This window comes from Pseudomonas sp. DP-17 (assembly GCF_022380625.1).
Taxonomy (GTDB): domain Bacteria; phylum Pseudomonadota; class Gammaproteobacteria; order Pseudomonadales; family Pseudomonadaceae; genus Pseudomonas; species Pseudomonas nitroreducens_A.
On sequence record NZ_JAKSXG010000021.1, the window covers coordinates 1 to 24966 of the forward strand.

Here is a 24966-nt window from a genome sequence, read left to right on the forward strand (position 1 = left end):
GAACCAGTGCCATTGTTGGCAGCCACCCGGCACCAATACTTCGTTTCGCTGACAAATCCAAAACTGGTCTTTTGGCCACCGGGGTAAGTGATGTCTTTGGCCCAGATCGCACACGCCTGTCCCGGTGACGGCGCGGTTGTCCACGCTTGACCTGCGACAGTCCATGAATAGTCAGCCGCGAGGACCGGGCCGCTCAGCAGAAGCAGCACGACCAGCAGGAGGCGGTGGCATTGATGTTTCATTGTGGTGTGTCCAGAAAAAAGAACCCCGCCGAAGCGGGGTCCAGGTTCGGCACATCAGTGCAGTCAGAAGAATTCGCCGCAGCGGTAGCCCGTGATGAAGGCCCCGGCGAAGAAGGCCCCCAACCACACCGACCACAGCACGCTTAGGCTTTGCGCAGCATGCTGTAGATGAGGCCGGCCACCGCGAGGATGACCAGCGCGGCAACCACATAGCCGCCGATGGTCTTCATGTCGCCCTGGCCATCGGTCATGGCGGTTTCCACCGCGCTGGTGTCGATGACGCCCGCGAAGGCCGGCAGCGAGGTGGCAGCGGTGACGGAGCCGGCGATGCACAGATTGCGGAAGGAGCGAGCCGGGCTGAACTTGGCGATGCGTTGTTTCATGGCGTTCATGGTGTTTCCTCTCTATCTGGCTTTACGAAGAAGTGACGCGACCCAGCCAGTCAAAAGCCCCGTCACGAATGCCCCCATGACGCCCGCAGCACCGATGCTGAAGGCCTCCAGGGAGAAGCCGCCGTTGACCAGAATCTCAATGGCTCCAGCGGCCTCGGGCGGAATGAGATAGGCCTGTTGCCATTCGAGGTGCTGGCACTGCATGAGGCCGTCCGCTGTGGACGCCCAACTGGTGCAGACCTGAACGGCAACCACGCCTGACATGTCAGCGGGCCTCCTTGCGTGGCTGGTCGCACCAGCTCCAGAAGGAGCGCAGGACGAACCACCAAATGCCGAAGAAGGCGAACGCCGCCGCGACCACAGCGATCACGGAGTCCAGCGGGTAAGGTTCGAGGAACTCGCGCACCGCACGCACGGCAGGCGATACGGCGCAGAGGATTGCCACGTACAGAACCCAACCGAAGGCGAAACGGAGCGGCGCTTTCATCTACCTACCCTCCCCCTCAGGACTTGCTGCTGTCGGTGGGTTTCTCCGCGGCGGGCTGAGTCGGGCGTTGGGCTTGAGGCTGAGCGGCTGGGCGACTGGCCGGCGTCGGGGCAGCGGCTTCTTTGCCCACGGCCAGCAGCTCGGTCAGCACCTGGGTGTTCTTGGTGTTGCCGAAGCGATCCTTGGTCGGGCGCACCACGGTGGCGAACCTGCACAGCACCGGGGAGCCTTCGAAGACGATGCCGTCGAGCAGGGTCGGCTCGATGTCGTACTGGGTGATTTCGAAGCCACGGGCATTGCCGCGAGCGCCGTCCGGGATCGGCGAAATAGCCTGGACGCTGGCGAAGACTTCGCCGGACGTTTTGGAGGTGAAGGTGTCGGTCTGGGTGACCCACAGTTCAACAATTCCGCCAGTGGTCGCAAACATATTCATGTGAAGCTCCTTTGCCTTTTTCGGGCATGAGTTGGCCCGCTGCTGCAAATTGGGCGCGTTGGTGGCCGTCTTTCAGCGGGTGTGGTGGTGCCAGGGTTTTGCGGTGGTGCGTGCGGTGAGTGGGGAAAACACCAAGGGCGCTGCCCTTGTCATCCCGCTCTCGCCGCCGAGGGCTCAGGAGCGCGGGGCGGTGGTGCTGCCCCTCACTCCCGAGCGGAGGCTATTCAAGGTGGGGGACGGTCAAGGGTGCGCTTCGCCCGGCGCTCCGTTTGTCCGAACGGGAAAGCGCGTTCGGACAAGCCGGTGCGGCGGCCCTGGACCTGATTGGCCTGGGGGCGGTTGTGGCGGTCGGCCCACTTCGAAATTTCGTGGGCCACGCACATCCGCGGAAAGCCAACACAGGTGAGAAGAGCGAAGAGCAAGGTAAGGCTGAAGGCGGCGTCAGTGTGCATGGCTCAGGCCTCCAGCTCGAAGGGCTCGCGCACAGGGACGAAGGGTGTCGGCCTGCCGCTGTCGTAGATAACGTGCCAGTACTTCGGGGGACGGAGCGCGGGCATGTGTTTCGCGCAGGTAAAACCCGGTTCCACCCGGTACGTCGAGTGGATCGAGCGCCACACTCCAGCGACCTTGGCCATCGTGGTAACGACCGTGAAGACTCGCGTAGGGCGGCACTCGGTGCAGGGTGTGGACTGGCAGGGATCGGGTTTCGCCAGTTCGCGACGGGACCAGCAGACAGAGCAGTCGCAGTCCAGGGCGTGCGGTTGACGAACGTACTTCAATGGAATCATCAGCAGTTGCCTCCCCTACTCCCTGGCAGCGTTTGAACGCCTCCCAAGACGGCATGACAGGACCAGCATTGAGAGCGCCGGGGAATGGACGGCCGCTGTATCCGGTCACGTTAAAAATGAGGGTTTCCATGCGGGAGAACTCGTCGTATCCAATCTCCCCAGCCATTTCGAGAGCGTCGATAAATCCCAGAAGACGGCCATAGCAACTGGCGTTGTGATCCCGCGCCCAAGTGCCGAGCTGCGAATCAGAGCAGCGGAAAAGAGTCAGCGTCCGCAGAAACTCCGCGAGAATTTCTGCCTTCATGCCGTCCACTCCTGCTCCAGCAGCCACATACGCAGCAGCGCGCTATTCACCATACGGAGCTTGCCGAGCTTCACCGAGGGCAGGACGCCCCGGTACACCCAAGCGCGGGCGGTGCCGAAGGTGACGCCGTTGCGTTCCGCCCACTTCTCGATGGGCTCTACGTCCTGTTGCGGCCCTACAAGGGCACCGGGGTTCAGCTCTTCCAGTTCCATGCTCGTTCCGTCACTATTCATTCCATTAGGACGAAGCGCCCTAATAAATTATTTATCACGAGCCCATCCTAGCACTGATAAATAATTCATCAATAAATTATTTATCAGTTCTTAGAGCCGTTTGGAATGATAGAAGAGCGGGTTAGAACGCTTGTAAGGTTTATCGGCGCGACAAAATTAGCCGAGAGCACTGCTATTTCTGAGAGACAGCGGTGGCAGACAGTCGCGACCAATCGCAAAGTGAAGGCGCGAATCGAAGACTTAGAAGAGCTACTGAAGGCATTCCCTCAGTACGAGCTCTGGCTTCTGAAAGGCGAGGTTGACCCTGCCCGCGGCCAGGTTGCCCCTGGCTATGAGGAGGCTGATGCCAAATTAGCCACACCCAGCGCGGGGTAGAGCTAACCAGGAAGGTGGCACTGCGCTGGTTCAGCAAAGGACCTGGCTAGCGCCGGCAATCCGACCAATGACGATTGCCGACTAGCCAAGCGACAGCAAAATACTGTTTATTTAAACAGTATTTCGCCATCCAATTCGATATTCGCCGCATGCGCCGCTATGGCAAAGCCCTTGGACGCGCTGGCTTCGACAAAGCCCCTGTACTAAGGGAGACGTATGGGTGCGGATGGCCTCAACCTCGCCACTCAATCGCCCCACCTTGATCGCCGAAATCCTCAAAACCAGTCCTAACGGGTCGATTCTGCCAACGCTGCACGACGTGCAAATTCACGGTATGGCGACCCACGCGCTGGTCATCACCGGCATTGAGTTCATCGACGGCGTGGCCTACTCACAATCCTGGCATTGCCGAGTGACGTGAGCACTTCCCTATCCCTTCAGAAAGTAGGACTATTTACTGGCACAATGATAGTGCAGCACAACTCAAAGGACTGAGTGCAGATGAAAGCAGACTGGGAAGATGCCCCGCAGCACCTCAAGCGCAAACGCCAAAGCGCTGGAAAGTGGGTGGTTGCCGTGTCCATCGGCGTCGCTTTCACCGCCCTGGCCGTCTACGTGGCCGATCACAAGCTCCAGTTTTCACCTGAGCCGCCGATTGCTCAGGTACCCCCGGCAGAAAGCTACACGCCGAAATTCGAATTCAACGAGCCCGCCGGCCAGCCCGCCGCGACACCGGAGCAACTGTTCTGGAATGACGTAAACGAGCGCAACCGCCAGCAGGCCCAGCCAAAGCAAACCGTCTATAACGACACCAACTACGTTCCCAAGGGCGCGACAAACGTCGTTGACATGGAAGCCGTGCGCCAATCCGAGGCGTACCGGAATCCCACGGCGGCATCAAGTAGATTGTCCCGCAACAGCATCGAGCAATCAGGTGCATGGGTCGATAAATGGAGCGGTGGCGCGCATTACTACGCAGAGTGGACGGTTATCAATAACTACATTGACGACACTTCGGTATGTGCCAATCACAAACATGGATCAATCGACTACCGCGAATGCAGAAAGGGAGCGAAGCAGTTCTTCAAAGAAGAATGCCGCTCATGGGAGGGCAGATGGAAAAGCGACCGGAAGCCTAGCAGCGACCAGATAAAACAGCGCTATTGCACGGCAGCGAGCACCTTCAGCCCTATAGGTTAAATTAAAAAAGATTAAAACCACATGAAAATCTTAAGTGAATTTCCTTTTGAAGATGGATTTATACCTCTAACAAAAAATGAGCGCACAGATGGACAAAACACCTTCTCAATATTAATAGGAAAAAACGGAGTCGGAAAAAGCAGGTTCCTCGCGGAAATTATAACTCAATACTCTCGCTATTTCTCCGAGGGGGCCCTGGGGAAGTACTATTCCGGGGTAGAAAGATTCTCACCAAATAAGATAATTGCACTATCCACTAGTCCATTCGATAAATTCCCATTATCGAAAGCACATCAGAAAATATTCTCCAGAATCTATACCTACATCGGCATGCGAGGTCAGTCAAACTCGTCTACCAACGCCATGGCGCTTGTCTCTTCGGCGGCTGCAGGACTATTACATAAATATATTAAAAAATCTCGACACGAGAACTTCTATGAAATTTTCAACCTATTAGATCTAGAGCCGAAGCTTTCCTTCATATTTAAATTAAACATCAAAAGAGACCTTGAATTAACATTTGACCGCCAGGAAAGCCTTTACAAGTTAGACTTCGAAAAAACCGGAATTATTTGGCACGATGAATCTGGTGTGCCTGACGACACCGCGATAACAGAGCTTTTAGATGCGAGAAGCTCAGAAATCTATCTCCAGCAAAACTTAGAAGGCAAATCTAGAATAACGCAAGCCCTTAGCTACGTATGGGACAGACTTGAAAGAAAGAAAGACGCTCTCTTCAAATTAGAATTCACCTACAAAGAGAATCGCAACCACCACTCCACAGACTCATACTTAGTAGAATCCCTAATAACACTGCTAAACTACGGAATCGTCAGGCTAATTGATTTAAAACTAAACAAATCATTAGGAAAAACATCGCAAGAGCTATCACTCCGACGAGCAAGCTCCGGCGAACAATGCCTAATGGTGATAATGCTTGGGATCGCCGGGAACATAGAAAACAACTCCTTAATACTAATAGACGAGCCAGAAATAAGTTTACACCCTTCTTGGCAAGAGAAATTCATGGACCTTCTTGTCAGGGTATTCGCAGACTACAAGAATTGCCAATTCATACTGGCGACCCATTCGCCGCAAATAGTTTCTCGCCTCCCATCAGAAAACTGCTACATCACAACTATGGGAGACAACAATAGAATATATTTGGCGAAAGACTACTACAACCGCTCGGCAGACTTCCAACTCACAGAGCTATTCGATGCTCCTGGCGCAATGAATGAATATATAACTCGATTAGCATTTCAACTATTAACAAAAGTCAAAAACAGTAAATCGACCACTCTAGCCGACATGGAGGACCTGACAAAACTTAAGCTACTGCAACTCAAACTTGACCAGACAGACCCAAACTTCGAATTAATTAGCACCGTATCCGAGGTTTGTGAACTCTATGCCATTAATTAACCAACCTTACATCTTGAACGAAGAAGACAACGGTTTGATCTCCGAGTGGAGATTTGCCGGGAGGACCCACAGAGACTGGGGATGCGAAGAGCTTGAACCTCTTAGAACAAGAATAAGAGCTTATTATAGAGAGCATCAAAGAGGCATTTGCGCCTACTGCGCAAATGAAGTATCAGTAACTTCCGCCAACAATGCAAACATTGAGCACATACTTCCCAAATCTACTTATGAGTGCTTCATATTCGAAACTAGAAACATGTGTATAATCTGCGCCGACTGCAACCAGGCGAAGGGAAATACACTTGTAGATGATGGAGAGGATTCAATCCTAAATGGACGGGCGATTCGTTATCCATCGGCGTCCAATAGATTCAAAATTGTCCACCCCTTTATAGACGAATACAGTGACCACATAGTCAAGAGAAGACTTGCATATATCGGAATAACAAAAAAAGGCTTATCTACCATCGCGACTTGCGACCTCAACAGATTTGTACGGAAATTTGGATATGAAAATTCATTTCTTGATGACTTTGAACTGGCAAATCTTTTGAACAAGTTCGCATGCGGCTCAAAACAAGAAAAGCGCGAAGTATTTGAACACATTCGCCAGCTTATACCGTAGCAGAAATAAAAATTCATTCTAATAAACTGACAATCACCGGCGGAGTTAATAATGATTACAAACCCAACGGAAAAGGCTCTTCTAGCGCGAGGAATAGACAGTGCTACCGCAAAGCAACTTCGAGAAGAGGGGTGGACACTAAGCAAGCTAAAACTTAAAAGCAATGAAAAGCTTCAAGAGCTTGGATTAACCCCTAAGAATATTCTCGTATTAAGAGCAGATAGAAGGCCCGCCATCCCCCTAGAAAATCTTTCTAGAGTCCTTTTCAGAAATAGATGGCTGTGCTGTATTTGCCGAGACCCTAAACTCCCAATCATCGTTCACCATATATCTCCTTGGTCAGAAACACATGACCATTCCCCCGAAAACTTGGCAGTTCTCTGTCCAATCCACCATGGGGAAGCCCATAACTCGCGAGGACTGGAACTGACATTAACTCCTGAACGAATACGCAAGGCAAAATTAGAATGGGAGAAGAGAGTATATAAAAAAGACTCTATAGCAATACAACAAGCAACTCAGCTTCAATCCGCAAACTGGTGGTATTTCAATCACCTTCGTCTTTTCGAGCTAGCGCAAGCAAATGAAATTAAGCCAAACCAACTGCTATCGTTCCCCGTCGTCTATAATTTAGGTCTCTGCGACAACACTGGCAACATAATTGCATCCGCAGGACCAGAGGACTTCATATATTCCGGATCAAATGGAAAATACCTCTACGGATATATGAGAGAACTGCTCAGCGCCCTTCTTGAAAAAGCTATAGTACGAAACATATCTGACAATCTTGATCGCTCTATAGTCGGGCATTCCATGATCATTGGCGACTTATGTTTCGTACAAGGCCTTCATCGATTTTCCGATGTATCACCGGCCCCAAAGGAAACTCAACTAGTCAAAGGAACAAGAGCAGCAAATAAAGTAGAAATAAGCTTTGTTTTCGACCGTGCATGCGCCACATCAGTTTCCGCTTGGTATGAGTGGTTGCGGGGCAACCAATATCTAGGAAGCTTGATTCAAGTGAATCGATATGAAAGGCAGGGCGAAAAACTGCGCGTACTAGGAACCGTTCTCGCCATACGAAGTGGACTAGAAGGTCTAAAAACGCGAATGTACGAGAATAAACTATTGATCGCCGGATTTGGACATAGGAGCTACGAAGAGGACGATGAGGTCGCCTGGGATGAATTCGAAGAAGATGAAGAAGGATCCGATCTCCCATTCTAAGAACAGGCAAAGTTAGCTTGGCGTTTTTTTGATCAACGAAACAGTTTCTACTGTTAAACGCCGCATAACACATGCCTGCCGAAAAGTGTCGAAATCAACGGAACGCATCGGCCCAAAACGCAACGCCGAGTCGGCCTCAGTACAAGCAATAGCAGGCATTGGCCCCCTCTAAAATACTGCTTAAACCGGGTTTGACGCCCGGTTCCACGGCTCGCGTGCGATGCCCCTACAAGACCGGCATGGCGGCTCAGCTGGCCACACAGCCTAGCTCTTCATGGTGATCGAAGAAAAATTTGCGCAGGCTCCAAGGAGCGGATGCGATAGTGGTTCTTCATCGTGATTACACTCAACCATGCTGCCGGCCTGGCAACTCAAAACTACTTGCTAGGCTCGACTTAAAGAGTACTCCTTACCTTGGGGTTGGTTTTTACCTCCCTGGCTAGCCTTTTTTTAAACTCTCGACATCTAGCAATTTCTTCTTAACTTCATCACTGAGATCATCAAATAGTGCTGGACAAATCGCGCTGATTTCAAGATAGCTCTCATAGCAGGCATCTACCTCAACTGACCGTGATGCAGTTGCTATACCGTCTACGAATGACGCTCCAGCACCTAGATGCTCCGCCTTTTGATAATCTGCAACCGCACTAATTTGATCCTTATAGCTTTGAGTTGAACATCTACTCATTGCTTTCTGGTGCGCCTCTCTTAAAGAATTTTTCAGTTCAGGGCAACTATCCTGCCTCGTGATGAGGGAGTTTAAAATCTCACCATGCGCAGATGAATTTATCAGCTGCATACCTGGGCTTTCAAAGAAAACTGAGTAAATTCCAGTTACTAGCATTAGCGCTGACAACATCTTTGAGACTGGCAACTCCCAGGCGGCTGGAATTCCGAAAATTATATTTATCCCGACAAGCACGGACGCCAAGAAATAACTCACGCATGCAAACCAGGCACCGTGCCAAGCTCGGATTATCCCAAGAATCAGACCGATTATGATGCAAGTTACCGCAATGACAAGCTTGGCCATTCATAAGCTCCAGTTATTTTTTGATTGAGAATCTCACCACCTATAGCTACGGCCCGAACTCGAGAAAACTTTAGGTTTTTTCAACATAATAACCAAGCCAGCAGTTCACGCTGAAATCAAGGTCGAGCAGCTTTGAAAAGAGGGCGTCGGGAGTACTGGTATAGAGGAAGTCTCTCGCGTTATTTTCAGCTACGTTCCTTGAACAGCCACAGCCCACGGATCATTCCTTTTAACTCATCAAGGCTGAGAGTGGAGCTTCGCTTGCGATGAACGACCGAATGGCAATTTGCGCAAAGAGTAACCAGGTCAGTTTCAGGGTTCACCGGCATTGGGCCATCGAACTCTGAAATTGGCATAGTGTGGTGAACATGAATGTAGCCCTTCGCATAGGAACCATATGCCTTCTCGAAGTCAAACCCGCATGCTTTACAGCTCAGCCCGTGAATCGCAATCGCTTGGGTCCGTAGTTTGGGATCTCTCTCGTAGCGAACACCATAGTAGGCGATAGGGCTTCCCTCAACACGAGACTTGAAGTCGTATGCGTCCTCTTGCTCTAAGCTCTCGGAAATCTGCAGAGACTTGATCTTTGCACGGGATAGGATGTCATCGAAAGTATGCTGACTAATCTCTCGTACACCGCTGCGCCAATAGTTACTAATTTTCGATGGTGATATAGGCTCCAGATAGCTGTCTCCCTCCTTTGCTAGGATAGCCCATTCGAATGGTTGGAAATCCTCAATTAGAGCAAAGAGATCTCCTTTTGAACTCTTGGGGTCAGAGTAAACTTTTCCAATGCGCGCGACGCCAAAATAATGTGGCTGGGTACTTAGGCGCTGATCAGCAAACGCTTTATCTGTCAGCTTGCCTTTGTAGTAAATCACCTGCGCCCCAGGGAGCAAAATAGAGCTGTAACGCTTGGGATAGTGGTAGACAGCGCCAGTCTCGTCGCTCCAAACAGAGACATCATTTTCGGCGATAACTGCGGGCATAAATGGGGCGTCCTTTCCTGATGCGTGGCACCACATTCTACCAGTCGCCTTCCTTCAAACGGAAACCACATGAGGGCCACATGCCACTAGCGGCTAGGCACGTACTGTCGAAAAAGTGTCGAAATCACTGACACGCTGTGGCGCGAACTGAGCCGCTTAATTCCTACCAAAACTCGTGATGGCACGGACTGAGTCGCTCTGATACTTGGCCCTAAGGGGTTCGATTCCCTTCGCCCGCTCCAGAATCCCAAGCAAACGCCCCCGGCAGCGCGAGTTACCGGGGGCTTTGCGTTTTTGGCGTCGTCAAAGCCTGTCTTGTAAACTCCGTGACACACCTACGTTCCCGGACCCGCCGCATGCCCGCCCTCGCCCCGCACCGGCAATTCCTGTCCTGGCTCCTTACCCTCCTCCTTCTATTGATCCGCCCCGCCTGGGCCGGTCAAGTGGTCGATGCAGCCAGCGTCACCCAACAGCCGCTCACGCTGACCACCTATGTCTCCATCCTCGAAGACCCGAGCCGCAACCTGACGCTGGCAGACGTGCAGTCCCCCGAGCAGCAGGCACGTTTCAAGGGCGACCAACCGCCGGGGAGCTCGCTGGCGATGGGCTTCACTCGCTCGGCCTTCTGGTTGAAGTTGCAGCTGAACAACCCGAGCGAAGCCCCGGTGCAGCGCCTGCTGGTGGTGGAGAACCCACGCATTTCCCACGTGCAGGCAAACATCCCGCAGGCGAATGGCAACTACCGGACGATCAACACTGGCAGCGACGTCCCGCAGAGCAGCAAGGTCTACCCGAACCGCAACTTCGTCTTCCCATTGAACCTGCCGGCGCACGCCGAGCAGGTGCTGTACCTGCGGGTGGAGTCGAGCATCGGCCTGCTGGTGCCGCTGCAGCTATGGCCGGTGAAGGCGTTCCATGCCTACGAGCGTGACGACTACACCGGCAAGGCCTGGTACTTCGGCATCGCCGTGGCGATGATCCTGTTCAACCTGATGCTGCTGTTCGCCCTGCGCGACCCGATCTACCTGCTCTACGTGGTCTTCGTGAGCTGCACGGCCGGAGCACTGGCGATCAAGAACGGCCTGGCGCCGGACTGGTCGCTCTCAGGTGAGCCGCTGAACTCCAACGTCGTCTATTACTCGAGCGTATCGCTGGCCCTCGCCGCGCTGCTGGTGTTCGCCCGGCGGATGATGCAACTCGACCGCATCCTGCCGCGCCTGGACAGGGTGCTGCGCGCGATGATCGCGCTGTACCTGCTCAGCCTGGTCGCCTACGCGTTCGCGCTGCCGTATGTGTCCCGTGCCGGCATCCTGCTGAACTTCACGACGGCGGTGGTACTGCTGGCGGCAGCCATCGTCTGCGCCTTCAAACGCCAGCGCAGCGCGTTCTTCTTCCTCGCCGCCTTCGCACTGCTGATGCTCGGCGGGGCGATGACTTCGCTGCGCGCCATGGGCATAGTGCCGACCAACCTGTTCACCGTGGACGGCCTGCAGCTGGGCTCGGCGATGGAGATGATCGTGCTGGCCTTCGCCCTCGCCGACCGCTTCAACGTGATGCGCCGGGAAAAGGCGCGGGTACAGGAGGAATTGATCCGCGCCCAGCAGCAGCTTGTGGATAACCTCCGCAGCTCCGAGCACGAACTGGAGCTGCGCGTCGCCGAGCGTACCGACGAGCTGCGTGAGCTGAACAACCAGTTGGAAGCCTTGAGCCTGACCGACGCCCTCACCGGCATCGCCAACCGCCGCCGCTTCGACCAGGTGCTGGAGCAGGAATGGGGCCACGCGCGCCGCTCGGGCGAGCCATTGGCTCTGGCGGTGGTCGATGTGGACTGGTTCAAGCGCTACAACGACCACTACGGCCACCCGGCCGGCGACGCCTGCCTGCGCGAAATCGCCCAGGCGCTGGCGACGACAGTCAGCCGCTCGACCGATCTGGTAGCGCGTTACGGCGGTGAAGAGTTCGTTTTCCTCGCGCCGATGACCGACCTTGCGGGCGTGCGTGGCATGGCGCAGAAGCTACTGCAGGCGGTGGAAGCCCTCGCCCTTCCCCATGAGCTTTCACCACTGGGGCGGGTGAGCGTGAGCATCGGCATTGCAGTAGCACTACCGGGGGAGGAAGCCTCCGCCGAAGGGCTGGTAGCAAGGGCGGATGCGGCGTTGTATGAGGCGAAGGAGCAAGGGCGGAATCGGGTGGAGGGCGGTTGAAAGGCGTCAGTTCGCCTTGTTGGCGGCCGGCACATTTTGGGCACGAATCCAGCCCTCCATGAGTTGGCCACCGTTTACGACCCTCACCTGCATCCATCCATCATCCCGGGTTGCCTTGATCTCCGCCAGAGCCCCGTAATGCAGGAAGATCGCGTTGTGGCCCGAGCCAAGCTCGCGCTGCGGTGCACTGAACAGTCGGACGCGACGCCCTTTGATGATCCAGGTCTCTCCCGGCCGCGCCTCGACGAAGGGCGTCGAATCGACAGGATTGTGGGCGTACATCGCCTTGAGTGAGAGTCCCAACCAAAGCGCCAGCCCCGCGATGATCAGACCTAGCGACAGTGGAAATCGGGCGAGATAAGGCCGCACGCTCCACCGCCCCTTCAACTGGCTGCGCTCAAGCTCGAAGTGCATAGCGCAGAGCCCTGATTCATCGGTCAGGGCAATCTGCTTGCAAAGTCGGCACTGCATGGGGGCTCCCTCCCTCGAATAGCGGTGACTAATCTAGGGTGTTCTTCCCCATCCCGCCAGCTCCGTGCGGCTTGGTGCACTCAGAGTCTCTGGCCTCGAAGCGGTCAATCCGAGGGCCCTCGCCACTTCCCCAGCCAACCACCGACATCGGCCGATATCGTGCTGAACTTCGGCACATCGTCCCAGGAAATCCACAGGCGCCCCTGCCAATCGAGGACCGTGACCCGGTCCGAACGCCAGCTCATCTGGACGCGGCGGGGTCGTTGCGGGTCGACCCGTCCCTGATCACGCAGCAGCGGGATCACCTCCTCGGACAGCCAGCGCGCCACCGTGCGGTACTCCGGATGGCCGTAACGGATCAGCGCCTTGTACAGCGCCGGCTCGTTGATGACCTCGACCTTCTCCTCTGTGCCACGGGCCTGCAACAGCCAGACGGTTCGCACCTTATCCCCCGAAACCTTCCCCGCCAGGCTCTGCGGATGCCGCAGGCCGAGCAGTCGCGCGAAGTCATGCGCAACGATCCAGGGCTGATCGTCGATCAGCACGCCGCGCAGGTGGTGGTTGTCACGTGTGAAGGTGGTGGCGGTGAAGAGATCATCCATGGCGAGCCTCCGGGGGCAGGAAACAGCGATCCATTGGTTCGAGTCGCCAAGCTCGAGCTGGGTGGGCTTTCGAAAGGGCGAGCGGATGCGCAGGCGCGAGGCTTCCCGTTCGAGAGTGGTTGGGTCAGTATTCAAGCCACTACGGCAGCGAGAATTATGGACATTATCCATAAATCCGCTTTTATGGCAATATTCCATAATGAGAGTTTTCAATGGCCCAGGGCATGGCCGATAGAGCGCTGCAACTACTAGAGCTGACCAGCCTTAAGGATTTGGCTGAAGTGAACAGCAAGGAATACGTACGCTGGCAGAGCATCAAACGAGGAAAGGCAAGATTTGCCGTCGATGAGCTAGAGCAGCTTGCGGAGCATTACCCGCAGTTCCGCTGGTGGTTGATCAGCGGGGAGGAGATGCCCGAGCAGGGACAAATAAGCCCTGATCACCAGAGCTGATCGATCATGCCTTGACGGGCAGAAGCTGGAGGCCCAGACCATATGTCTCCAGATAAGCTTCAACACAAGAGACAAAGGGGCGGATACACCATCCGCCCCTTCGCTTGCTCAGGCCCCAGCCTTCGCCCCATCCCTCTCCTTCAGCAACGCCTGTATCACTTGCTCCTGCTCCTCATACCCGCCCTCCCCGATGGACAGGTGGCGCACGCGCCCCTGGGCGTCGATGAAGTAGTGCGCCGGCCAGTACTGGTTGGCGAAGGCGTTCCAGATGCGGTACTGGTTATCCAGCGCTACGGGGTAGTGAATGTCGTGCTTCTTCACGGCGTCGCGGACGTTGGCGGGGACGCGCTCGTACGGGTACTCCGGGGTGTGCACGCCGATCACCACCAGGCCCTGCTCGGCATACTTCTTCGCCCAGGCGTTCACGTACGGCAGGCTGTGCTGGCAGTTGATGCAGTCGTAGGTCCAGAAGTCGACCAGCACCACCTTGCCGCGCAGGTCACGCAGATTCAGTTCGGGGCTGTTGATCCACTCCACCGCGCCTTGCAGTTCGGGAGCCGGGCCGAGGTCGGGCAGGCGTTCGGCGCCGTGGGCCATGTCGCCTGGCATCAGCTGGCTGATAAGCGCGGGCACGCCGTCGATGACCTTGTGTTCCAGGCTGTTCACCAGGGTCGATGAGCTGCCGGAAGCCAGCTGTGCGCTGGTGCCGCTGGCGATGCCGACCACCGCCAGCAGGGCGAGTACGCCGGTGGCGCGACGCAGGCCTTCGATGACGGCCATGCGCGGACGCAGGTGTTGCATCAGCCGGCGACCGGCGAAGAGCACGATGCCCAGCACGGCGGCACTACCCAGGCCGTAGGCGAACAGCAGCAGGCTGGTCTGCGCACTCGGGCCTTGCAGCATGGCGCCGGAGAGAATCAGGCCCAGCACCGGGCCGGCGCAGGGCGCCCACAGCAGGCCGGCAGCAAAGCCCAACACCCACGCGGAAAAACCCGGTGGCATACGCCGAGCTTCGCCATGCAGGCGGTCCCCGAGCCACGCCCAGGGCTTGGCCAGAGCGTCGCTGAAACGTGGCCAGAGCAGCGCAACGGCGGAAACCGACAGCAGCGCGAGGGCAAACCAACGGCCCCACTCACTGGCGGCAATCACCCAGTTGCTGGAGACGGTCGCCAGGCTCGCCAGCACGGCGAAGCCGCTGGCCAGGCCGAGCAAGGTCACCCACGGCGACCACGCCGGTCCGCCGGCGCGCTGCAGCAACAAGGGCAGTACGGGAAGAATACAGGGGCTGAGCAGGGTCAGCGCCCCGCCGAGAAAGGCGATGAGCAACATGGGCACCTCGGTGGGCGGTCGGCCCGTGGGCTTTTTCAGGAGTGGGCGGCTGGGGATAAACGCCGCGGCCGTCCCTGGCCGTGGCCTTCGGGAATCAACCGCCTTCGTTGCAGTTGGTGGCGAACTTGCGGTAGGCCAGGCTGTGCGGCTGGCCGTGGGAATCCAGGTAATCCATGCGAGCGTTGACGATGCCGCAGTCGAAGGGCGACGCAGCTTCTTCCTGGATGGCGATGACCTGCTTCACGTCCAGCTTCTGGCCGTAGTGGTACGCCTCGGCGGGCTGGGAGTCGGCAGCCTGGGCACCGAAGCTGGCGAAGGCAGCGAGGGCCGCGAAGAGGCAAGCGTTGGCAAGTTGGATGGTTTTCATGGCGGTTCTCCTGTCCTGTGTCGGGTTTGGCCGGCGGGGGCTGTGTGCCTCGCCGTTGGTGCCCATTTCACGTTCAGGAGGTATCGGGCTTGTGTCGCGCAAGGCCCGGGTTTGCGGCGCCGGGTATCGGCGGCGGCTCTGGATACAGTGGAATACAAAGCACGGCAGGCAAGTGCGACGCTGCGCTATAAACTCGCTTCAACCCACTACGAATGAGGCACCGGCATGGACCATGTCGATCACGTACTGATCGTCGACGACGACCGCGAGATCCGCGAGCTGGTCGGCAACTACCTGAAGAAGAACGGCCTGCGCGTGAGCCTGGCGGCGGACGGCCGGCAGATGCGTGCATTCCTCGATGGCAACAGCGTCGACCTGATCGTCCTCGACATCATGATGCCCGGCGACGACGGCCTGAAGCTGTGCCGCGAGCTGCGCGTGGGCAAGCACAAGTCCACCCCGGTGCTGATGCTCACCGCGCGCAACGACGAAACCGACCGCATCATCGGCCTGGAAATGGGCGCCGACGATTACCTCACCAAGCCCTTCTCCGCCCGCGAGCTGCTCGCACGGATCAACGCCGTGCTGCGCCGCACGCGCATGCTGCCGCCCAACCTGCAGGTCAGCGAGGCCAGCCGGCTGATCGGTTTCGGGCGCTGGAAGCTCGACACCACCGCGCGCCACCTGCTGGACGAAGACGGCACCCTGGTCGCCCTGAGTGGCGCCGAGTACCGCCTGCTGCGCGTGTTCGTCGACCACCCGCAACGCGTGCTCAGCCGCGAACAGCTGCTGAACCTCACCCAGGGCCGCGAGGCGGACATCTTCGACCGTTCCATCGACCTGCTGGTCAGCCGCCTGCGCCAGCGCCTGCTGGACGACGCCCGCGAGCCCGCCTACATCAAGACGGTGCGCAGCGAAGGCTACGTCTTCGCCCTGGCCGTCGAACTGCTCGAGCCCAACGAATGAAATCCCTCCTGCACTGGCCACGCACGCTGGCCGCGCGCCTGGCGCTGATATTCCTCGCCGGGCTGGTGTTCGCCTACAGCCTGTCGTTCTGCTCGCAGTTCTACGAGCGCTACCAGAGTGCGCGCAGCATGATGCTGGGCAACCTGGAAACCGACGTCAGCACTGCCGTCGCCCTGCTCGACCGTCTGCCCAGGGACGAGCGCGAGGCCTGGCTGCCGATGGTGCAGCGGCCCAACTATCGCTACCGGCTGGATGGTGGCGACCCCGGCGAACCGATGAACATGGCGCAGGCGCCGATGGCCGCCATGTCCATCGCCGATGTCGTAGGCCCGCGCTATCCGCTGCGCTTCGAGAACATCCCCGGCTCCATCCCGCACTTTCAGGTCCACCTGACACTCAAGGACGGCAGCCCACTGACCATCGACGTGACACCCAAGGGCGTGCCCGTGGCGCAATGGCTGCCCTGGGTGCTGCTGGTACAGCTCGCGTTGCTGCTGCTGTGCACCTGGCTGGCCGTGCGCCTGGCGATCCGCCCGCTGACGCAACTGGCGCAAGCGGTGGACGATCTTGACCCCGACGCCCCGGCGCCGGAACTGGACGAGCGCGGCCCCAGCGAAGTCGCTTATGCCGCCCGCGCCTTCAACGCGCTGCAAGGCCGCATTGGCGCCTACCTGAAGGAGCGCATGCAGCTGCTTGCTGCCATTTCCCACGACCTGCAGACGCCCATCACGCGAATGAAGCTGCGCGTCGAACAGATGGATGACTCGCCCGAGCGAGAACGCCTCTGGAGCGACCTGGAAGAAATGCAGCATCTGGTCCGCGAGGGCGTGGCCTATGCGCGCAGCATGGACGGCGCCAGCGAGGCGGCGGTGAAGGTCAACCTCGACGCCTTCCTCGACAGCCTGGTGCTCGACTACCAGGACAGCGGCCAGGCCGTGGAACTGCAGGGCAACAGCAATGCCGTGCTGGAAACCCGTCCCCACGCGCTGCGCCGGGTGCTCACCAACCTGGTGGACAATGCGCTGAAGTTCGGCGGCTCCGCCCAGGTGGAAGTCGAGCGCGATGCCCAGGGCGTCGTGTGTGTCCGTGTACTCGATGACGGCCCCGGCATCCCCGAGGAAGAACTCGGCGAGGTGATGAAACCCTTCTACCGGGTGGAAAGCTCGCGCAACCGCAGTACCGGCGGCACCGGCCTTGGGCTGGCGATCGCCCAGCAGCTGAGCCAGGCGCTGGGTGGTACGCTGACTTTGTCCAACCGCACCAGCGGCGGACTGTGTGTGCAGCTGGAACTGCGCCCTGCCAGCTGAGGCTTTGTACAGAGAGATACAAGACGGGCCTCACCGGACACATCCGGGATAAGGCCCGTCGCCAGGATGGCTCCACGAACAGCGGCGGCACCCCCGCCCGCCGCGTTCGCCCAAAGGAGCCCGCCATGAACCGTCCCGCCGAACCTGCCCGCCTGCATGGCTGGCGCCTGTTTTCCCTGCTGTCGCTGCTGGTGCTGATCGTCACCACGCTGGCCCTGTGGTCCCAGCCGCAAGGGGTGGACGCGTTACGCAGCGCGATCCGCGTCACCGCGCGTACCTCCTTCGCGCTGTTCCTCGCCACATTCCTCGCCTCGTCCCTGGCGGCGCTGGTGCCAGGCGGGTTCACCCGCGGACTGCTGCGCGAGCGACGCTTCCTCGGGCTGGCCTTCGCCTTCTCCCATGCCGTGCACGCGGTGCTGATCATCCTCTACGTGAAGTTCTACCCCGAGACCTTCTGGAACGGCCGCAGCGTCGCCGCGAACATTCCCGGCTCGGTCGGCTATGTGTTCATCGTCCTGCTGACCATGACCTCCTTCCCCTACGCGGTGAAGCTGCTCGGCGCCCGCGTCTGGAAGGGCCTGCACAGCACCGGCACCTGGGTGATCGCCGGAGTGTTCCTCCTGTCCTTCTACAAGCGGCTGCCGATGGGGTCCTGGTACCCGCTGGGCTTCGGCCTGATCTTCAGCGCCATCGCCTTCAAGCTCCTCGCCAAGCTCGCCGTGCGCCTGCGCCGTAGCGCACGCGCCGCGCTGCCGAACGCCTGATCTCGACGTCTTCCACGCCCGGGCCAAACCACCGTCCGGCCATCTGAGCCTTGTCCATGACTTACCCAAGAGGTGCACCATGACCCTGCTGACCCTGAACCCGCTCAAGACCGCTTTCGACCCACTCGACCGTCTCGCCGCCTGGGGCTGGGACATTCCGCTGCGGCTGTTCCTGGCCTGGGAGTTCTTCGAGTCGGGCCTGGAGAAATGGCATGGCGAAAACTGGTTCGAACAGATCCACGCCAACTTCCCCTTCCCCTTCAACCACTTCTCCGCCGGCTTCGACTGGCAGGTGTCGATGTGGGCCGAGCTGATCGCGCCGATCCTGCTCCTGCTGGGCCTGGCCACACGGTTCGCTTCGGCCTCGCTGATCGTCGTGACCATCGTCGCCATCGCCGCCGTGCACTGGCCGGCACAGTGGTCGAGCCTGGCGGAACTCGCCCAGGGCTACTCGATCACCGACCATGGCTTTGGCAACTACAAGCTGCCGCTGATCTACCTGGTGGCGCTGGTGCCGCTGATGTTGAAGGGCGCGGGTGCGCTGAGCGTGGATGGGCTGGTGCGGCGGTTCCTGGGGGCTTCGCGGCTGAACTGATCGCCCCGCACAGCGACTGTTCGACAGAAACGCCCTCTCCGATGGAGAGGGCGTTTTTGTTTTCGGCTCATTAGGGCAGGTGCGGATGATTTCCGCGATATCAGGCACGGGCAGCATGCGATCCGCATGGGTATCGCTGCGCTCCACCCATCCTACAGGTGCACTCGATTCACGCCTGCGCAAGCGCCTTCATACAACAGCGCGGCTTTGGTCCGCAGCAGTTCGAGGCCGCTCAGGGAGGGTGAAAGAAGATCGCCACTGGGCAGGTAATCTGCGCAGGCCAGCAGGAGCAAGCAGGGCACAGCGGCCGGCGGTCTTCGGCGGCGTCGAAGAGCTTGAGTGGGTGGCATCGTTGCGGCTCTGGAATGGAAGCCTTTTACGTCCTGAATGAGAGCTTTGAGTTGCTCATCCAGACGCCAATCCGGGAGAACAGGCCGTACAGGTTGGCGTACCGGTCAGAACATCCGGCGCATCCGAAGATGCCCTGCACGGCCCGCCCATTACACAGGCGCGACCCTGCCGACATGAGCCCGAAAGCTAACGTCTGTTCTGAAGTCCGGGACGCCAATCCCGCACCGCTCTGTTGAGTGGCTGGGAAACGGTACGGGCTGGGCTTGGGAAGGTCAATGAAGACGCGGCGCATAAGCCTGTCGGACGCGTCAACGTAGGATGGGTGGAGCGCAGCGATACCCATGCCGCCCCATTCAACGCTGAACTCGAACAGGGGCTGTAGGAGCGAGCTTGCTCGCGAACGGATTCTCCAGCGCCTTCGACGGTCACCGGGTTCGCGAGCAAGCTCGCTCCTACGAAAAGCAGAAAGCCCGCGCACCGGTGAAGGTGCGCGGGCTTGGCTGTGAATAACAGCGCGATCAGGGAATGACGAACCCAACCTCGATATTCCCGCGAGTCGCCTTGGAGTACGGGCAGATCTGGTGGGCTTCGTCGACCAGCTTCGCCTTGTCCTCGGCCTCCAGTCCCGGCAGGTGCACGGTGAGCTGAGCGGCCAGGGCGAAGCCGCCATCGGCAGTGTTGCCCAGTGAAACTTTCGCATCCACCGCCACATCGGCCGGCAGGCGCACGTTCAGCTTCTGCCCGGCGCGGCGCAGTGCGCCGATGAAGCAGGCGGACCAGCCGATGGCGAAGAGTTGCTCGGGGTTGCTGCCGGGGCGGCCGGAACCGGGCGGGCTCAGCGCCAGGTCCAGTTCACCATCGGTGGTCCGGCCGCGGCCATCGCGGCCTCCGGTGGTGTGGGTATGGGCGGTGTAGATCACGGTTGTCAGGGTGTCGGTCATGACGCTTCTCCTTCAGGGACGATGCAGAGGGGGACGACGTGGAGTGGTGCAGTTCGGCCGGGTGCCGAGCACCACGCCCTGTTCTTTCAGGCTGCGCAGCAGGGCGATGCCCTGCCCTTGGATCGCGGCCGGTTCGACGCCGGCGATTTCCGCCAGCGCCTTGAGGTGCTGGCGACCGGTGAGCTGCCACTGTTGCAGCGACACCAGCAGGGCATGGGCCAGCGGGGCCAGGCGTGCGAAGTACACCTTCAGGTCGGCATCCCGGCGCGCCAGCAGCAGGGTCGGTTCGGCCGGTGCCTGCAGCGGAATGTGCCGCGGCCCGATATGGCTGACCGGCCAGGTATAGGCCAGCGGAACGGCAAGGCCGGAAATCAACGGCACGCCATCGAGCAAATCACCGTCCGGGTCGTGGGCCGGTTCCTTGCTATCGCTGAGCAGTAGCGCGGTCTCGATGAATTCGTAGTGCGCCAGTTCCGCCACCCAGCCGGATAGATCGACAAGGCCTTCCAGGTAGTCGACGAACTCGCCGGCCACCTCGGTGAACAGCGGCGTCTGGCAGTGGTAGCCGGCGTAGAAGTCTTGGGTCAGTGCCTGCCACTGCTCGTCCGGCAGGCTGGCGTGCAGCACCGGGAAGTTTCCGGCAAGCAGCGACTGCAGGTTGCCGAAGAACAGTTGCCGATACACCGCCAGGCGCTGCGCCGCGATACCGGGCGGCGGCTCGTTGGACTGCGGGTCGCGGATGTAGCGGGTCATCCGCAACTGCTGTTCGCGCAAGGACTCAGGCATGACGCACCTCCGCTTGGCGCGCGGCCGCCTGCAGGTTGCGGATGGTGTCCACTTCGCCGAGCAGTTCGCCCAGTGGCGGCAGGTTGAAGTCGCGCTCCAGCAGGGTCGGGACACTGCCCAGGTGCTGGTAGGCGCTGGCCAGCAGGTTCCAGACGTCGTCCTTCACGGCGGCGCCGTGGGTGTCGATCTTCAGGTCCTGCGCTTCGTCGTAGTGGCCGGCGACGTGCAGGCAAACGACACGTTCGGCCGGCACCTGGGCGAGGAAGCCAGCGGCGTCGTAACCGTGGTTGTGGGCGTTGACGTAGAGGTTGTTGACGTCCAGCAGCAGGTCGCAGTCGGCCTCGCCGAGCACGGCTCGCAGGAAGTCGATTTCGCTCAGCGCCTGGTAGGGCGCGGCGTAGTAGGAGATGTTCTCCACCGCGATGCGACGGCCGAGGACGTCCTGCACCTCACGGATGCGGCTGGCGATGTGGTGCACGGCCTCGTCGGTGAAGGGCATGGGAATCAGGTCGTAGAGATGGCCTTCGTCGGAGCAGTAGCTCAGGTGCTCGCTGAACAGCGGCACCCTGTGCTGATCGAGGAACTCGCGGATGCGGCCGAGGAATACGTGGTCCAGCGGCTCGGGGCCGCCCAAGGACAGCGACAGCCCATGGCAGGACAACGGGAAGCGTTCGGCCAGGCGGGCCAGGCCCTCGCCGTAGGAGCCGCCGACACCGATCCAGTTGTCCGGCGCGACTTCGAGGAAATCGACGGCGCGCTCATCCACGCTCAGCAGGTCGGTCAGCATGGCGCGGCGCAGTCCGAGGCCGGCGCCTTGCAGCGAGGTGGTAGTCGTCATGGCAGTCTCCTTGGCGAAGTGCCCTCCCCGGCGGATGGCGCGGGGAGGTGTCGGCGTGGCTCAGTTCCTGGCCTGGCTCAGCTTGCTGTACAGGTCGGACGGGAACGGCTTGCCGTTGGAGTCGAACTGGTTCTTGCGGAACTGGTAGACCTCGGCTTCGGAGAGGTAGCCGTCGTGGTTGGCGTCGATGGCATCGAACTCCGCGCCTGCCTTGGGCGCCACGGCCAGCAGTTCGGCGCGCGAGACGCGGCCGTCGTGGTCGGCGTCGGTACGGGCGAAGGACGCATCGCCACACTTGCCTTCGCCGCACTTGCCCTCGGCGCCGGTGGCCTTGGCCTGGGCACCATCGGCACCGCACTTGCCTTCGCCGCATTTGCCTTCGCCCTGGGTCGCCTTGGCCTTGGCCTCGTTGGCGCCGCACTTGCCCTCGCCACACTTGCCCTCCCCGGCCTTGGCGGCGGAAGCCAGTTGGTATCCCTGGGGCAGGGCTTCGACAGCGAAGGCGGAGGACGCCAGGTTCAGGCCGCCGGCCAGGGCGACAGCGAGCAGGCCGAGCTGGGTTTTCGAGGTACGAGTCATGGTGCTTCTCCAGATGCTGTGACGCTGGGTGCGCCGGGTCATGCCGCAAGGGCGAATCCCTGGAACGATGCTCTGGAGGGTTTTCCCTACCGTCGCGTTGTGTCGTTCGGGTAGGGCTATTTCGCCTGGGCGATGTATCGCGGGCGTATCGGCGGCGGGAGGCTTTTGTATGCCTGTGTCCGCTCAGGGAGCGGCAGATACAAAGCAATACATTCGGCGGGGAGCGGGGAGTTTTGCGAGCAAGCTCGCTGCTACAGGCCTGCCGCATGCTGCTCTTGGTGGGAGCGGGCTTGCGGCATTGGCCCTGTCCTGGCGATGCCAGAAAAGAAAAGGGCCGCAAGGCGGCCCGATCCTGCAATAGGAAAAATCAGCTCGCGCGCTTGGCCGCGATGGCGGTGACTTCCACTTTCATCCCTTCGACGGCCAGCTCGGCGATACCGACGGCGGCGCGCACCGGGTAGGGCTTGGCGAAGAAGCGGCAGTACACCTCGTTGAACGCGGCGCGGTCGGCCATGCTGGTCAGGTAGATGGTCAGGTGCAGGACGTGGTCCAGGCCGCTGCCGGCCTTTTCCAGGGCCAGCTGCAGGCTGCGCAGGGTGGCTTCGCTCTGGGCCTTGATGTCACCCAGTTCCAGGCTGCCGTCCTCCAGGGTGGGGATTTGCGTGGACACCAGCAGGCCGCCGAAGCCGGCGACGTCGGAGGAGATGGATTCGGGGTCCGCGTCGGGGATGAAGGTAGGCGTCATGGGACAAATCTCTGCTGTCAGTGAATGGGGCACGTCGCCGCACCTGGTGCGGCGGCCGGGTCGCGCAGCTTAGCCGCATCGCCGGGCCGCGCGCCATGCCGCCGTGCCCGCAGCCCCCGGAAACAGTGACATTGTTTATATACGCGGAACTTCCGAATGCGTTATGTCAACTCGACCAACGTCCCGATTATTACAGTTTGGGACATAGACCTTTTCATAATCCGTGATTTAAACGACGAACTCTTTGGGCATTATGACGTCGGCTTTGCGTATCCAAGCCCGCGTCTGGAGCAATACGCGGGGGAATACAAAGTCAGTTAACTGCAACAATGCCAACGCAACTTCCTGCGACTTTCCGCCGTGGTCAATCCACGTCCGGATTCATTGTGCCTGCCTATAAAAACGTCCGGTTCTCACGCACTTCATCGAGCCGGTCCTCCAAGACTCTAGGGGCAATATCCATGAAGCACCTCAAACGCAGCGCTATCGTCCTCGCTGTTTCCGCCGCCGCCAGCCAGTTCGCCGGCGCCGAACCCTTCGTCACCGATCAGGCCGATGCCAAGGGCTTCGTCGAGGACGCCAAGCTCGACGTCCTGCTGCGCAACCAGTACTACGATCACGACGGCAAGAACGGCGCGGCCGACAACCGCGACTGGACCCAGGGCTTCCTGGCGAACTTCTCCTCGGGCTACACCCAGGGCACCGTCGGTTTCGGCGTGGACGCCTTCGGTTATCTGGGCATCAAGCTCGACGCCGGCCGTGGCCGCGCCGGTACCGGCAACCTGCCGGTCGGCAATGACGGCAAGCCGGATGATGACTACGGCAAGGCCGGTGGCGCGCTGAAAGTGCGTATCTCCAAGACCGAGCTGAAATTCGGCGACATGCAGCCGACCGCTCCGGTGTTCGCCGCCGGCGGCACCCGCCTGATCCCGCAGACCGCCTCGGGCTTCAACCTGCTGAGCAGCGAAATCGAAGGCCTGGACCTGGAAGCCGGTCACTTCACCTCCGGCACCAGCCCGGTCACCACCGCCCGTGACGGCGGCCTGTGGGCGGCCTATGCCGCGGTGGAAACCAGCGACGTCGACTTCCTCGGCGGCAAGTACGCGATCAACGACAACCTCAGCGTTTCGCTGTACGGCTCCGAGTTCAAGGACATCTGGCGCCAGTACTACGGCAACCTGAACTGGGTGCTGCCGGTCGCCAACGACCAGTCGCTGGCCTTCGACTTCAACATCTACCGCACCAACGACGAAGGCCAGGCCAAGGCCGGCGAGATCAGCAACACCACCTGGTCGCTCGCCGCGGCCTACTCCTTCCTGCAGGCGCACACCGTCACCCTGGCCTACCAGAAGGTCCACGGCGATACCCCGTTCGACTATGTCGGCTTCGGCGACGACGGCGCTGGCGCCACCGGTGACTCGGTGTTCCTCGCCAACTCCGTGCAGTACTCCGACTTCAACGGTCCGGGGGAGCGCTCCTGGCAGGTCCGCTACGACCTGGCGATGGACACCTACGGCGTACCGGGCCTGAGCTTCATGGCGCGCTACATCAACGGTACCGGTATCGACGGCAGCCACGCCGACGCGGATGGCGCCTACGTCGGTCTGTACGGTGAAGACGGCAGCCACCACGAGACCGACCTGGAAGCCAAGTACGTGATCCAGCAAGGCCCGGCGAAGGACTTGTCCTTCCGCATGCGCCAAGCCTTCCACCGCGCCAACGCCGACCAGGGTGAAGCGGACAACAACGAACTGCGCTTGATCGTCGAATACCCGCTGTCGATCCTGTAATCCAGGCGAATATTCGCCGGGCAATAATTCGGGGCAACTTTCGGATTTATCTGAATGTTTGCCCCGTGTTCCCGAGAGATTATTACGCCACGGCAGAAAGTCTCTTCCCGGATTAACCGTTTATTT

The 24966-nt window shown here is 59.5% G+C and carries 30 protein-coding genes; 12 read left to right on the forward strand and 18 right to left on the reverse strand.

Annotated elements, in window-relative coordinates; genetic code table 11:
- The 7 genes from MJ122_RS29135 to MJ122_RS29165 all read right to left on the reverse strand — a co-directional run.
- Nucleotides 1-242: hypothetical protein (locus tag MJ122_RS29135; protein WP_239747093.1), on the reverse strand; the 242-nt coding region annotated here is incomplete at its 3' end.
- Between the two features lie 143 nt (nucleotides 243-385).
- Nucleotides 386-634, reverse strand: coding sequence for a major capsid protein (locus tag MJ122_RS29140; protein ID WP_088421817.1), 249 nt, complete (start codon nucleotides 632-634; stop codon nucleotides 386-388).
- Nucleotides 635-646: 12 nt separating this feature from the next.
- Complete coding sequence (locus MJ122_RS29145) at nucleotides 647-898, reverse strand: hypothetical protein (RefSeq protein WP_088421818.1); 252 nt, start codon at nucleotides 896-898, stop codon at nucleotides 647-649.
- 1 nt (nucleotide 899) lies between these two features.
- Nucleotides 900-1121 (reverse strand): hypothetical protein, encoded by a 222-nt coding sequence (locus MJ122_RS29150; protein WP_239747094.1) that lies wholly within the window; start codon nucleotides 1119-1121, stop codon nucleotides 900-902.
- Nucleotides 1122-1137: 16 nt separating this feature from the next.
- Nucleotides 1138-1554, reverse strand: coding sequence for a DNA-binding protein (locus tag MJ122_RS29155; protein ID WP_239747095.1), 417 nt, complete (start codon nucleotides 1552-1554; stop codon nucleotides 1138-1140).
- A gap of 455 nt (nucleotides 1555-2009) precedes the next feature.
- Nucleotides 2010-2342, reverse strand: coding sequence for a DUF5447 family protein (locus MJ122_RS29160; RefSeq protein ID WP_239747096.1), 333 nt, complete (start codon nucleotides 2340-2342; stop codon nucleotides 2010-2012).
- Between the two features lie 300 nt (nucleotides 2343-2642).
- Entirely contained in the window at nucleotides 2643-2858 is a 216-nt protein-coding gene (locus tag MJ122_RS29165; RefSeq protein ID WP_239747097.1) for a DNA-binding protein, read from the reverse strand.
- A gap of 622 nt (nucleotides 2859-3480) precedes the next feature.
- Here MJ122_RS29165 and MJ122_RS29170 point away from each other — a divergent pair.
- The 5 genes from MJ122_RS29170 (at nucleotide 3481) to MJ122_RS29190 (ending at nucleotide 7731) form a co-directional block, all read left to right on the forward strand.
- On the forward strand, nucleotides 3481-3675 hold the full coding sequence (locus MJ122_RS29170; RefSeq protein ID WP_239747098.1) for a hypothetical protein: 195 nt from the start codon (nucleotides 3481-3483) through the stop codon (nucleotides 3673-3675).
- An 80-nt stretch (nucleotides 3676-3755) separates the two neighbouring features.
- Nucleotides 3756-4454, forward strand: a complete 699-nt coding sequence (locus MJ122_RS29175) for a hypothetical protein (protein ID WP_239747099.1) — start codon at nucleotides 3756-3758, stop codon at nucleotides 4452-4454.
- 21 nt (nucleotides 4455-4475) lie between these two features.
- A complete protein-coding gene (locus MJ122_RS29180) occupies nucleotides 4476-5879 on the forward strand; it encodes an ATP-binding protein (RefSeq protein ID WP_239747100.1) in 1404 nt (467 codons plus the stop codon).
- 13 nt (nucleotides 5880-5892) lie between these two features.
- Nucleotides 5893-6504: an HNH endonuclease gene (locus MJ122_RS29185; protein ID WP_239747101.1), complete on the forward strand. Its 612-nt coding sequence runs from the start codon at nucleotides 5893-5895 to the stop codon at nucleotides 6502-6504.
- A gap of 51 nt (nucleotides 6505-6555) precedes the next feature.
- A complete protein-coding gene (locus MJ122_RS29190) occupies nucleotides 6556-7731 on the forward strand; it encodes an HNH endonuclease signature motif containing protein (RefSeq protein WP_239747102.1) in 1176 nt (391 codons plus the stop codon).
- A 439-nt stretch (nucleotides 7732-8170) separates the two neighbouring features.
- Here MJ122_RS29190 and MJ122_RS29195 read toward each other — a convergent pair whose 3' ends face one another.
- Nucleotides 8171-8764: a hypothetical protein gene (locus MJ122_RS29195; RefSeq protein WP_239747103.1), complete on the reverse strand. Its 594-nt coding sequence runs from the start codon at nucleotides 8762-8764 to the stop codon at nucleotides 8171-8173.
- 185 nt (nucleotides 8765-8949) lie between these two features.
- Complete coding sequence (locus MJ122_RS29200) at nucleotides 8950-9753, reverse strand: HNH endonuclease (protein WP_239747104.1); 804 nt, start codon at nucleotides 9751-9753, stop codon at nucleotides 8950-8952.
- Nucleotides 9754-10109: 356 nt separating this feature from the next.
- Between MJ122_RS29200 and MJ122_RS29205 the strand changes: the two genes are divergently transcribed.
- A complete protein-coding gene (locus tag MJ122_RS29205; protein WP_239747105.1) occupies nucleotides 10110-11957 on the forward strand; it encodes a diguanylate cyclase in 1848 nt (615 codons plus the stop codon).
- A 6-nt stretch (nucleotides 11958-11963) separates the two neighbouring features.
- Here the strand turns inward: MJ122_RS29205 and MJ122_RS29210 are convergent, their stop codons facing one another.
- Entirely contained in the window at nucleotides 11964-12428 is a 465-nt protein-coding gene (locus MJ122_RS29210; protein ID WP_239747106.1) for a hypothetical protein, read from the reverse strand.
- Between the two features lie 104 nt (nucleotides 12429-12532).
- Entirely contained in the window at nucleotides 12533-13030 is a 498-nt protein-coding gene (locus MJ122_RS29215) for a BRO family protein (RefSeq protein WP_239747107.1), read from the reverse strand.
- Nucleotides 13031-13242: 212 nt separating this feature from the next.
- Between MJ122_RS29215 and MJ122_RS29220 the strand changes: the two genes are divergently transcribed.
- Entirely contained in the window at nucleotides 13243-13482 is a 240-nt protein-coding gene (locus MJ122_RS29220) for a DNA-binding protein (protein WP_239747108.1), read from the forward strand.
- Nucleotides 13483-13590: 108 nt separating this feature from the next.
- On the opposite strand, the gene MJ122_RS29225 is transcribed toward MJ122_RS29220, so the two are convergent.
- Both MJ122_RS29225 and MJ122_RS29230 read right to left on the reverse strand, forming a co-directional pair.
- Nucleotides 13591-14811, reverse strand: coding sequence for a cytochrome c biogenesis protein DipZ (locus MJ122_RS29225; protein ID WP_239747109.1), 1221 nt, complete (start codon nucleotides 14809-14811; stop codon nucleotides 13591-13593).
- A 94-nt stretch (nucleotides 14812-14905) separates the two neighbouring features.
- Nucleotides 14906-15178: a DUF2790 domain-containing protein gene (locus tag MJ122_RS29230; RefSeq protein ID WP_239747110.1), complete on the reverse strand. Its 273-nt coding sequence runs from the start codon at nucleotides 15176-15178 to the stop codon at nucleotides 14906-14908.
- 225 nt (nucleotides 15179-15403) lie between these two features.
- On the opposite strand from MJ122_RS29230, the gene MJ122_RS29235 reads away from it, so the two are divergent.
- The 4 genes from MJ122_RS29235 (at nucleotide 15404) to MJ122_RS29250 (ending at nucleotide 18810) form a co-directional block, all read left to right on the forward strand.
- A complete protein-coding gene (locus MJ122_RS29235) occupies nucleotides 15404-16144 on the forward strand; it encodes a response regulator (RefSeq protein ID WP_017519429.1) in 741 nt (246 codons plus the stop codon).
- On the forward strand, nucleotides 16141-17451 hold the full coding sequence (locus tag MJ122_RS29240; RefSeq protein WP_239747111.1) for a HAMP domain-containing sensor histidine kinase: 1311 nt from the start codon (nucleotides 16141-16143) through the stop codon (nucleotides 17449-17451). Before MJ122_RS29235 ends, MJ122_RS29240 begins: the two co-directional genes overlap by 4 nt.
- A 125-nt stretch (nucleotides 17452-17576) precedes the next feature.
- Nucleotides 17577-18215: a hypothetical protein gene (locus tag MJ122_RS29245; protein WP_239747112.1), complete on the forward strand. Its 639-nt coding sequence runs from the start codon at nucleotides 17577-17579 to the stop codon at nucleotides 18213-18215.
- Nucleotides 18216-18294: 79 nt separating this feature from the next.
- A complete protein-coding gene (locus MJ122_RS29250) occupies nucleotides 18295-18810 on the forward strand; it encodes a DoxX family protein (RefSeq protein ID WP_239747113.1) in 516 nt (171 codons plus the stop codon).
- Between the two features lie 869 nt (nucleotides 18811-19679).
- Here MJ122_RS29250 and MJ122_RS29255 read toward each other — a convergent pair.
- The 5 genes from MJ122_RS29255 to MJ122_RS29275 all read right to left on the reverse strand — a co-directional run bounded on the left by MJ122_RS29255 (nucleotide 19680) and on the right by MJ122_RS29275 (nucleotide 23050).
- Complete coding sequence (locus MJ122_RS29255) at nucleotides 19680-20102, reverse strand: organic hydroperoxide resistance protein (protein ID WP_275590881.1); 423 nt, start codon at nucleotides 20100-20102, stop codon at nucleotides 19680-19682.
- A 12-nt stretch (nucleotides 20103-20114) separates the two neighbouring features.
- Entirely contained in the window at nucleotides 20115-20888 is a 774-nt protein-coding gene (locus MJ122_RS29260) for a putative DNA-binding domain-containing protein (protein ID WP_239747114.1), read from the reverse strand.
- Nucleotides 20881-21726, reverse strand: a complete 846-nt coding sequence (locus MJ122_RS29265; RefSeq protein WP_239747115.1) for a DUF692 domain-containing protein — start codon at nucleotides 21724-21726, stop codon at nucleotides 20881-20883. Before MJ122_RS29265 ends, MJ122_RS29260 begins: the two co-directional genes overlap by 8 nt.
- A gap of 60 nt (nucleotides 21727-21786) precedes the next feature.
- Nucleotides 21787-22305 carry a hypothetical protein gene (locus MJ122_RS29270; RefSeq protein WP_239747116.1) on the reverse strand — a complete coding sequence of 173 codons (519 nt, stop codon included), beginning with the start codon at nucleotides 22303-22305 and terminating at the stop codon, nucleotides 21787-21789.
- 367 nt (nucleotides 22306-22672) lie between these two features.
- On the reverse strand, nucleotides 22673-23050 hold the full coding sequence (locus MJ122_RS29275) for a RidA family protein (protein ID WP_017519416.1): 378 nt from the start codon (nucleotides 23048-23050) through the stop codon (nucleotides 22673-22675).
- Nucleotides 23051-23511: 461 nt separating this feature from the next.
- Between MJ122_RS29275 and MJ122_RS29280 the strand changes: the two genes are divergently transcribed.
- Complete coding sequence (locus tag MJ122_RS29280; RefSeq protein WP_088417648.1) at nucleotides 23512-24840, forward strand: OprD family porin; 1329 nt, start codon at nucleotides 23512-23514, stop codon at nucleotides 24838-24840.
- Nucleotides 24841-24966: the final 126 nt, after the last annotated feature.

Bases quoted from the DNA above. Each gene is read 5' to 3' on its own strand.
- MJ122_RS29140 (WP_088421817.1), bottom strand. From the start codon at position 634: ATGAACGCCATGAAACAACGCATCGCCAAGTTCAGCCCGGCTCGCTCC.
- MJ122_RS29145 (WP_088421818.1), bottom strand. From the start codon at position 898: ATGTCAGGCGTGGTTGCCGTTCAGGTCTGCACCAGTTGGGCGTCCACA.
- MJ122_RS29150 (WP_239747094.1), bottom strand. From the start codon at position 1,121: ATGAAAGCGCCGCTCCGTTTCGCCTTCGGTTGGGTTCTGTACGTGGCA.
- MJ122_RS29155 (WP_239747095.1), bottom strand. From the start codon at position 1,554: ATGAATATGTTTGCGACCACTGGCGGAATTGTTGAACTGTGGGTCACC.
- MJ122_RS29160 (WP_239747096.1), bottom strand. From the start codon at position 2,342: ATGATTCCATTGAAGTACGTTCGTCAACCGCACGCCCTGGACTGCGAC.
- MJ122_RS29165 (WP_239747097.1), bottom strand. From the start codon at position 2,858: ATGGAACTGGAAGAGCTGAACCCCGGTGCCCTTGTAGGGCCGCAACAG.
- MJ122_RS29170 (WP_239747098.1), top strand. From the start codon at position 3,481: ATGGCCTCAACCTCGCCACTCAATCGCCCCACCTTGATCGCCGAAATC.
- MJ122_RS29175 (WP_239747099.1), top strand. From the start codon at position 3,756: ATGAAAGCAGACTGGGAAGATGCCCCGCAGCACCTCAAGCGCAAACGC.
- MJ122_RS29180 (WP_239747100.1), top strand. From the start codon at position 4,476: ATGAAAATCTTAAGTGAATTTCCTTTTGAAGATGGATTTATACCTCTA.
- MJ122_RS29190 (WP_239747102.1), top strand. From the start codon at position 6,556: ATGATTACAAACCCAACGGAAAAGGCTCTTCTAGCGCGAGGAATAGAC.
- MJ122_RS29195 (WP_239747103.1), bottom strand. From the start codon at position 8,764: ATGGCCAAGCTTGTCATTGCGGTAACTTGCATCATAATCGGTCTGATT.
- MJ122_RS29200 (WP_239747104.1), bottom strand. From the start codon at position 9,753: ATGCCCGCAGTTATCGCCGAAAATGATGTCTCTGTTTGGAGCGACGAG.
- MJ122_RS29205 (WP_239747105.1), top strand. From the start codon at position 10,110: ATGCCCGCCCTCGCCCCGCACCGGCAATTCCTGTCCTGGCTCCTTACC.
- MJ122_RS29210 (WP_239747106.1), bottom strand. From the start codon at position 12,428: ATGCAGTGCCGACTTTGCAAGCAGATTGCCCTGACCGATGAATCAGGG.
- MJ122_RS29215 (WP_239747107.1), bottom strand. From the start codon at position 13,030: ATGGATGATCTCTTCACCGCCACCACCTTCACACGTGACAACCACCAC.
- MJ122_RS29220 (WP_239747108.1), top strand. From the start codon at position 13,243: ATGGCCCAGGGCATGGCCGATAGAGCGCTGCAACTACTAGAGCTGACC.
- MJ122_RS29225 (WP_239747109.1), bottom strand. From the start codon at position 14,811: ATGTTGCTCATCGCCTTTCTCGGCGGGGCGCTGACCCTGCTCAGCCCC.
- MJ122_RS29230 (WP_239747110.1), bottom strand. From the start codon at position 15,178: ATGAAAACCATCCAACTTGCCAACGCTTGCCTCTTCGCGGCCCTCGCT.
- MJ122_RS29235 (WP_017519429.1), top strand. From the start codon at position 15,404: ATGGACCATGTCGATCACGTACTGATCGTCGACGACGACCGCGAGATC.
- MJ122_RS29240 (WP_239747111.1), top strand. From the start codon at position 16,141: ATGAAATCCCTCCTGCACTGGCCACGCACGCTGGCCGCGCGCCTGGCG.
- MJ122_RS29245 (WP_239747112.1), top strand. From the start codon at position 17,577: ATGAACCGTCCCGCCGAACCTGCCCGCCTGCATGGCTGGCGCCTGTTT.
- MJ122_RS29250 (WP_239747113.1), top strand. From the start codon at position 18,295: ATGACCCTGCTGACCCTGAACCCGCTCAAGACCGCTTTCGACCCACTC.
- MJ122_RS29255 (WP_275590881.1), bottom strand. From the start codon at position 20,102: ATGACCGACACCCTGACAACCGTGATCTACACCGCCCATACCCACACC.
- MJ122_RS29260 (WP_239747114.1), bottom strand. From the start codon at position 20,888: ATGCCTGAGTCCTTGCGCGAACAGCAGTTGCGGATGACCCGCTACATC.
- MJ122_RS29265 (WP_239747115.1), bottom strand. From the start codon at position 21,726: ATGACGACTACCACCTCGCTGCAAGGCGCCGGCCTCGGACTGCGCCGC.
- MJ122_RS29270 (WP_239747116.1), bottom strand. From the start codon at position 22,305: ATGACTCGTACCTCGAAAACCCAGCTCGGCCTGCTCGCTGTCGCCCTG.
- MJ122_RS29275 (WP_017519416.1), bottom strand. From the start codon at position 23,050: ATGACGCCTACCTTCATCCCCGACGCGGACCCCGAATCCATCTCCTCC.
- MJ122_RS29280 (WP_088417648.1), top strand. From the start codon at position 23,512: ATGAAGCACCTCAAACGCAGCGCTATCGTCCTCGCTGTTTCCGCCGCC.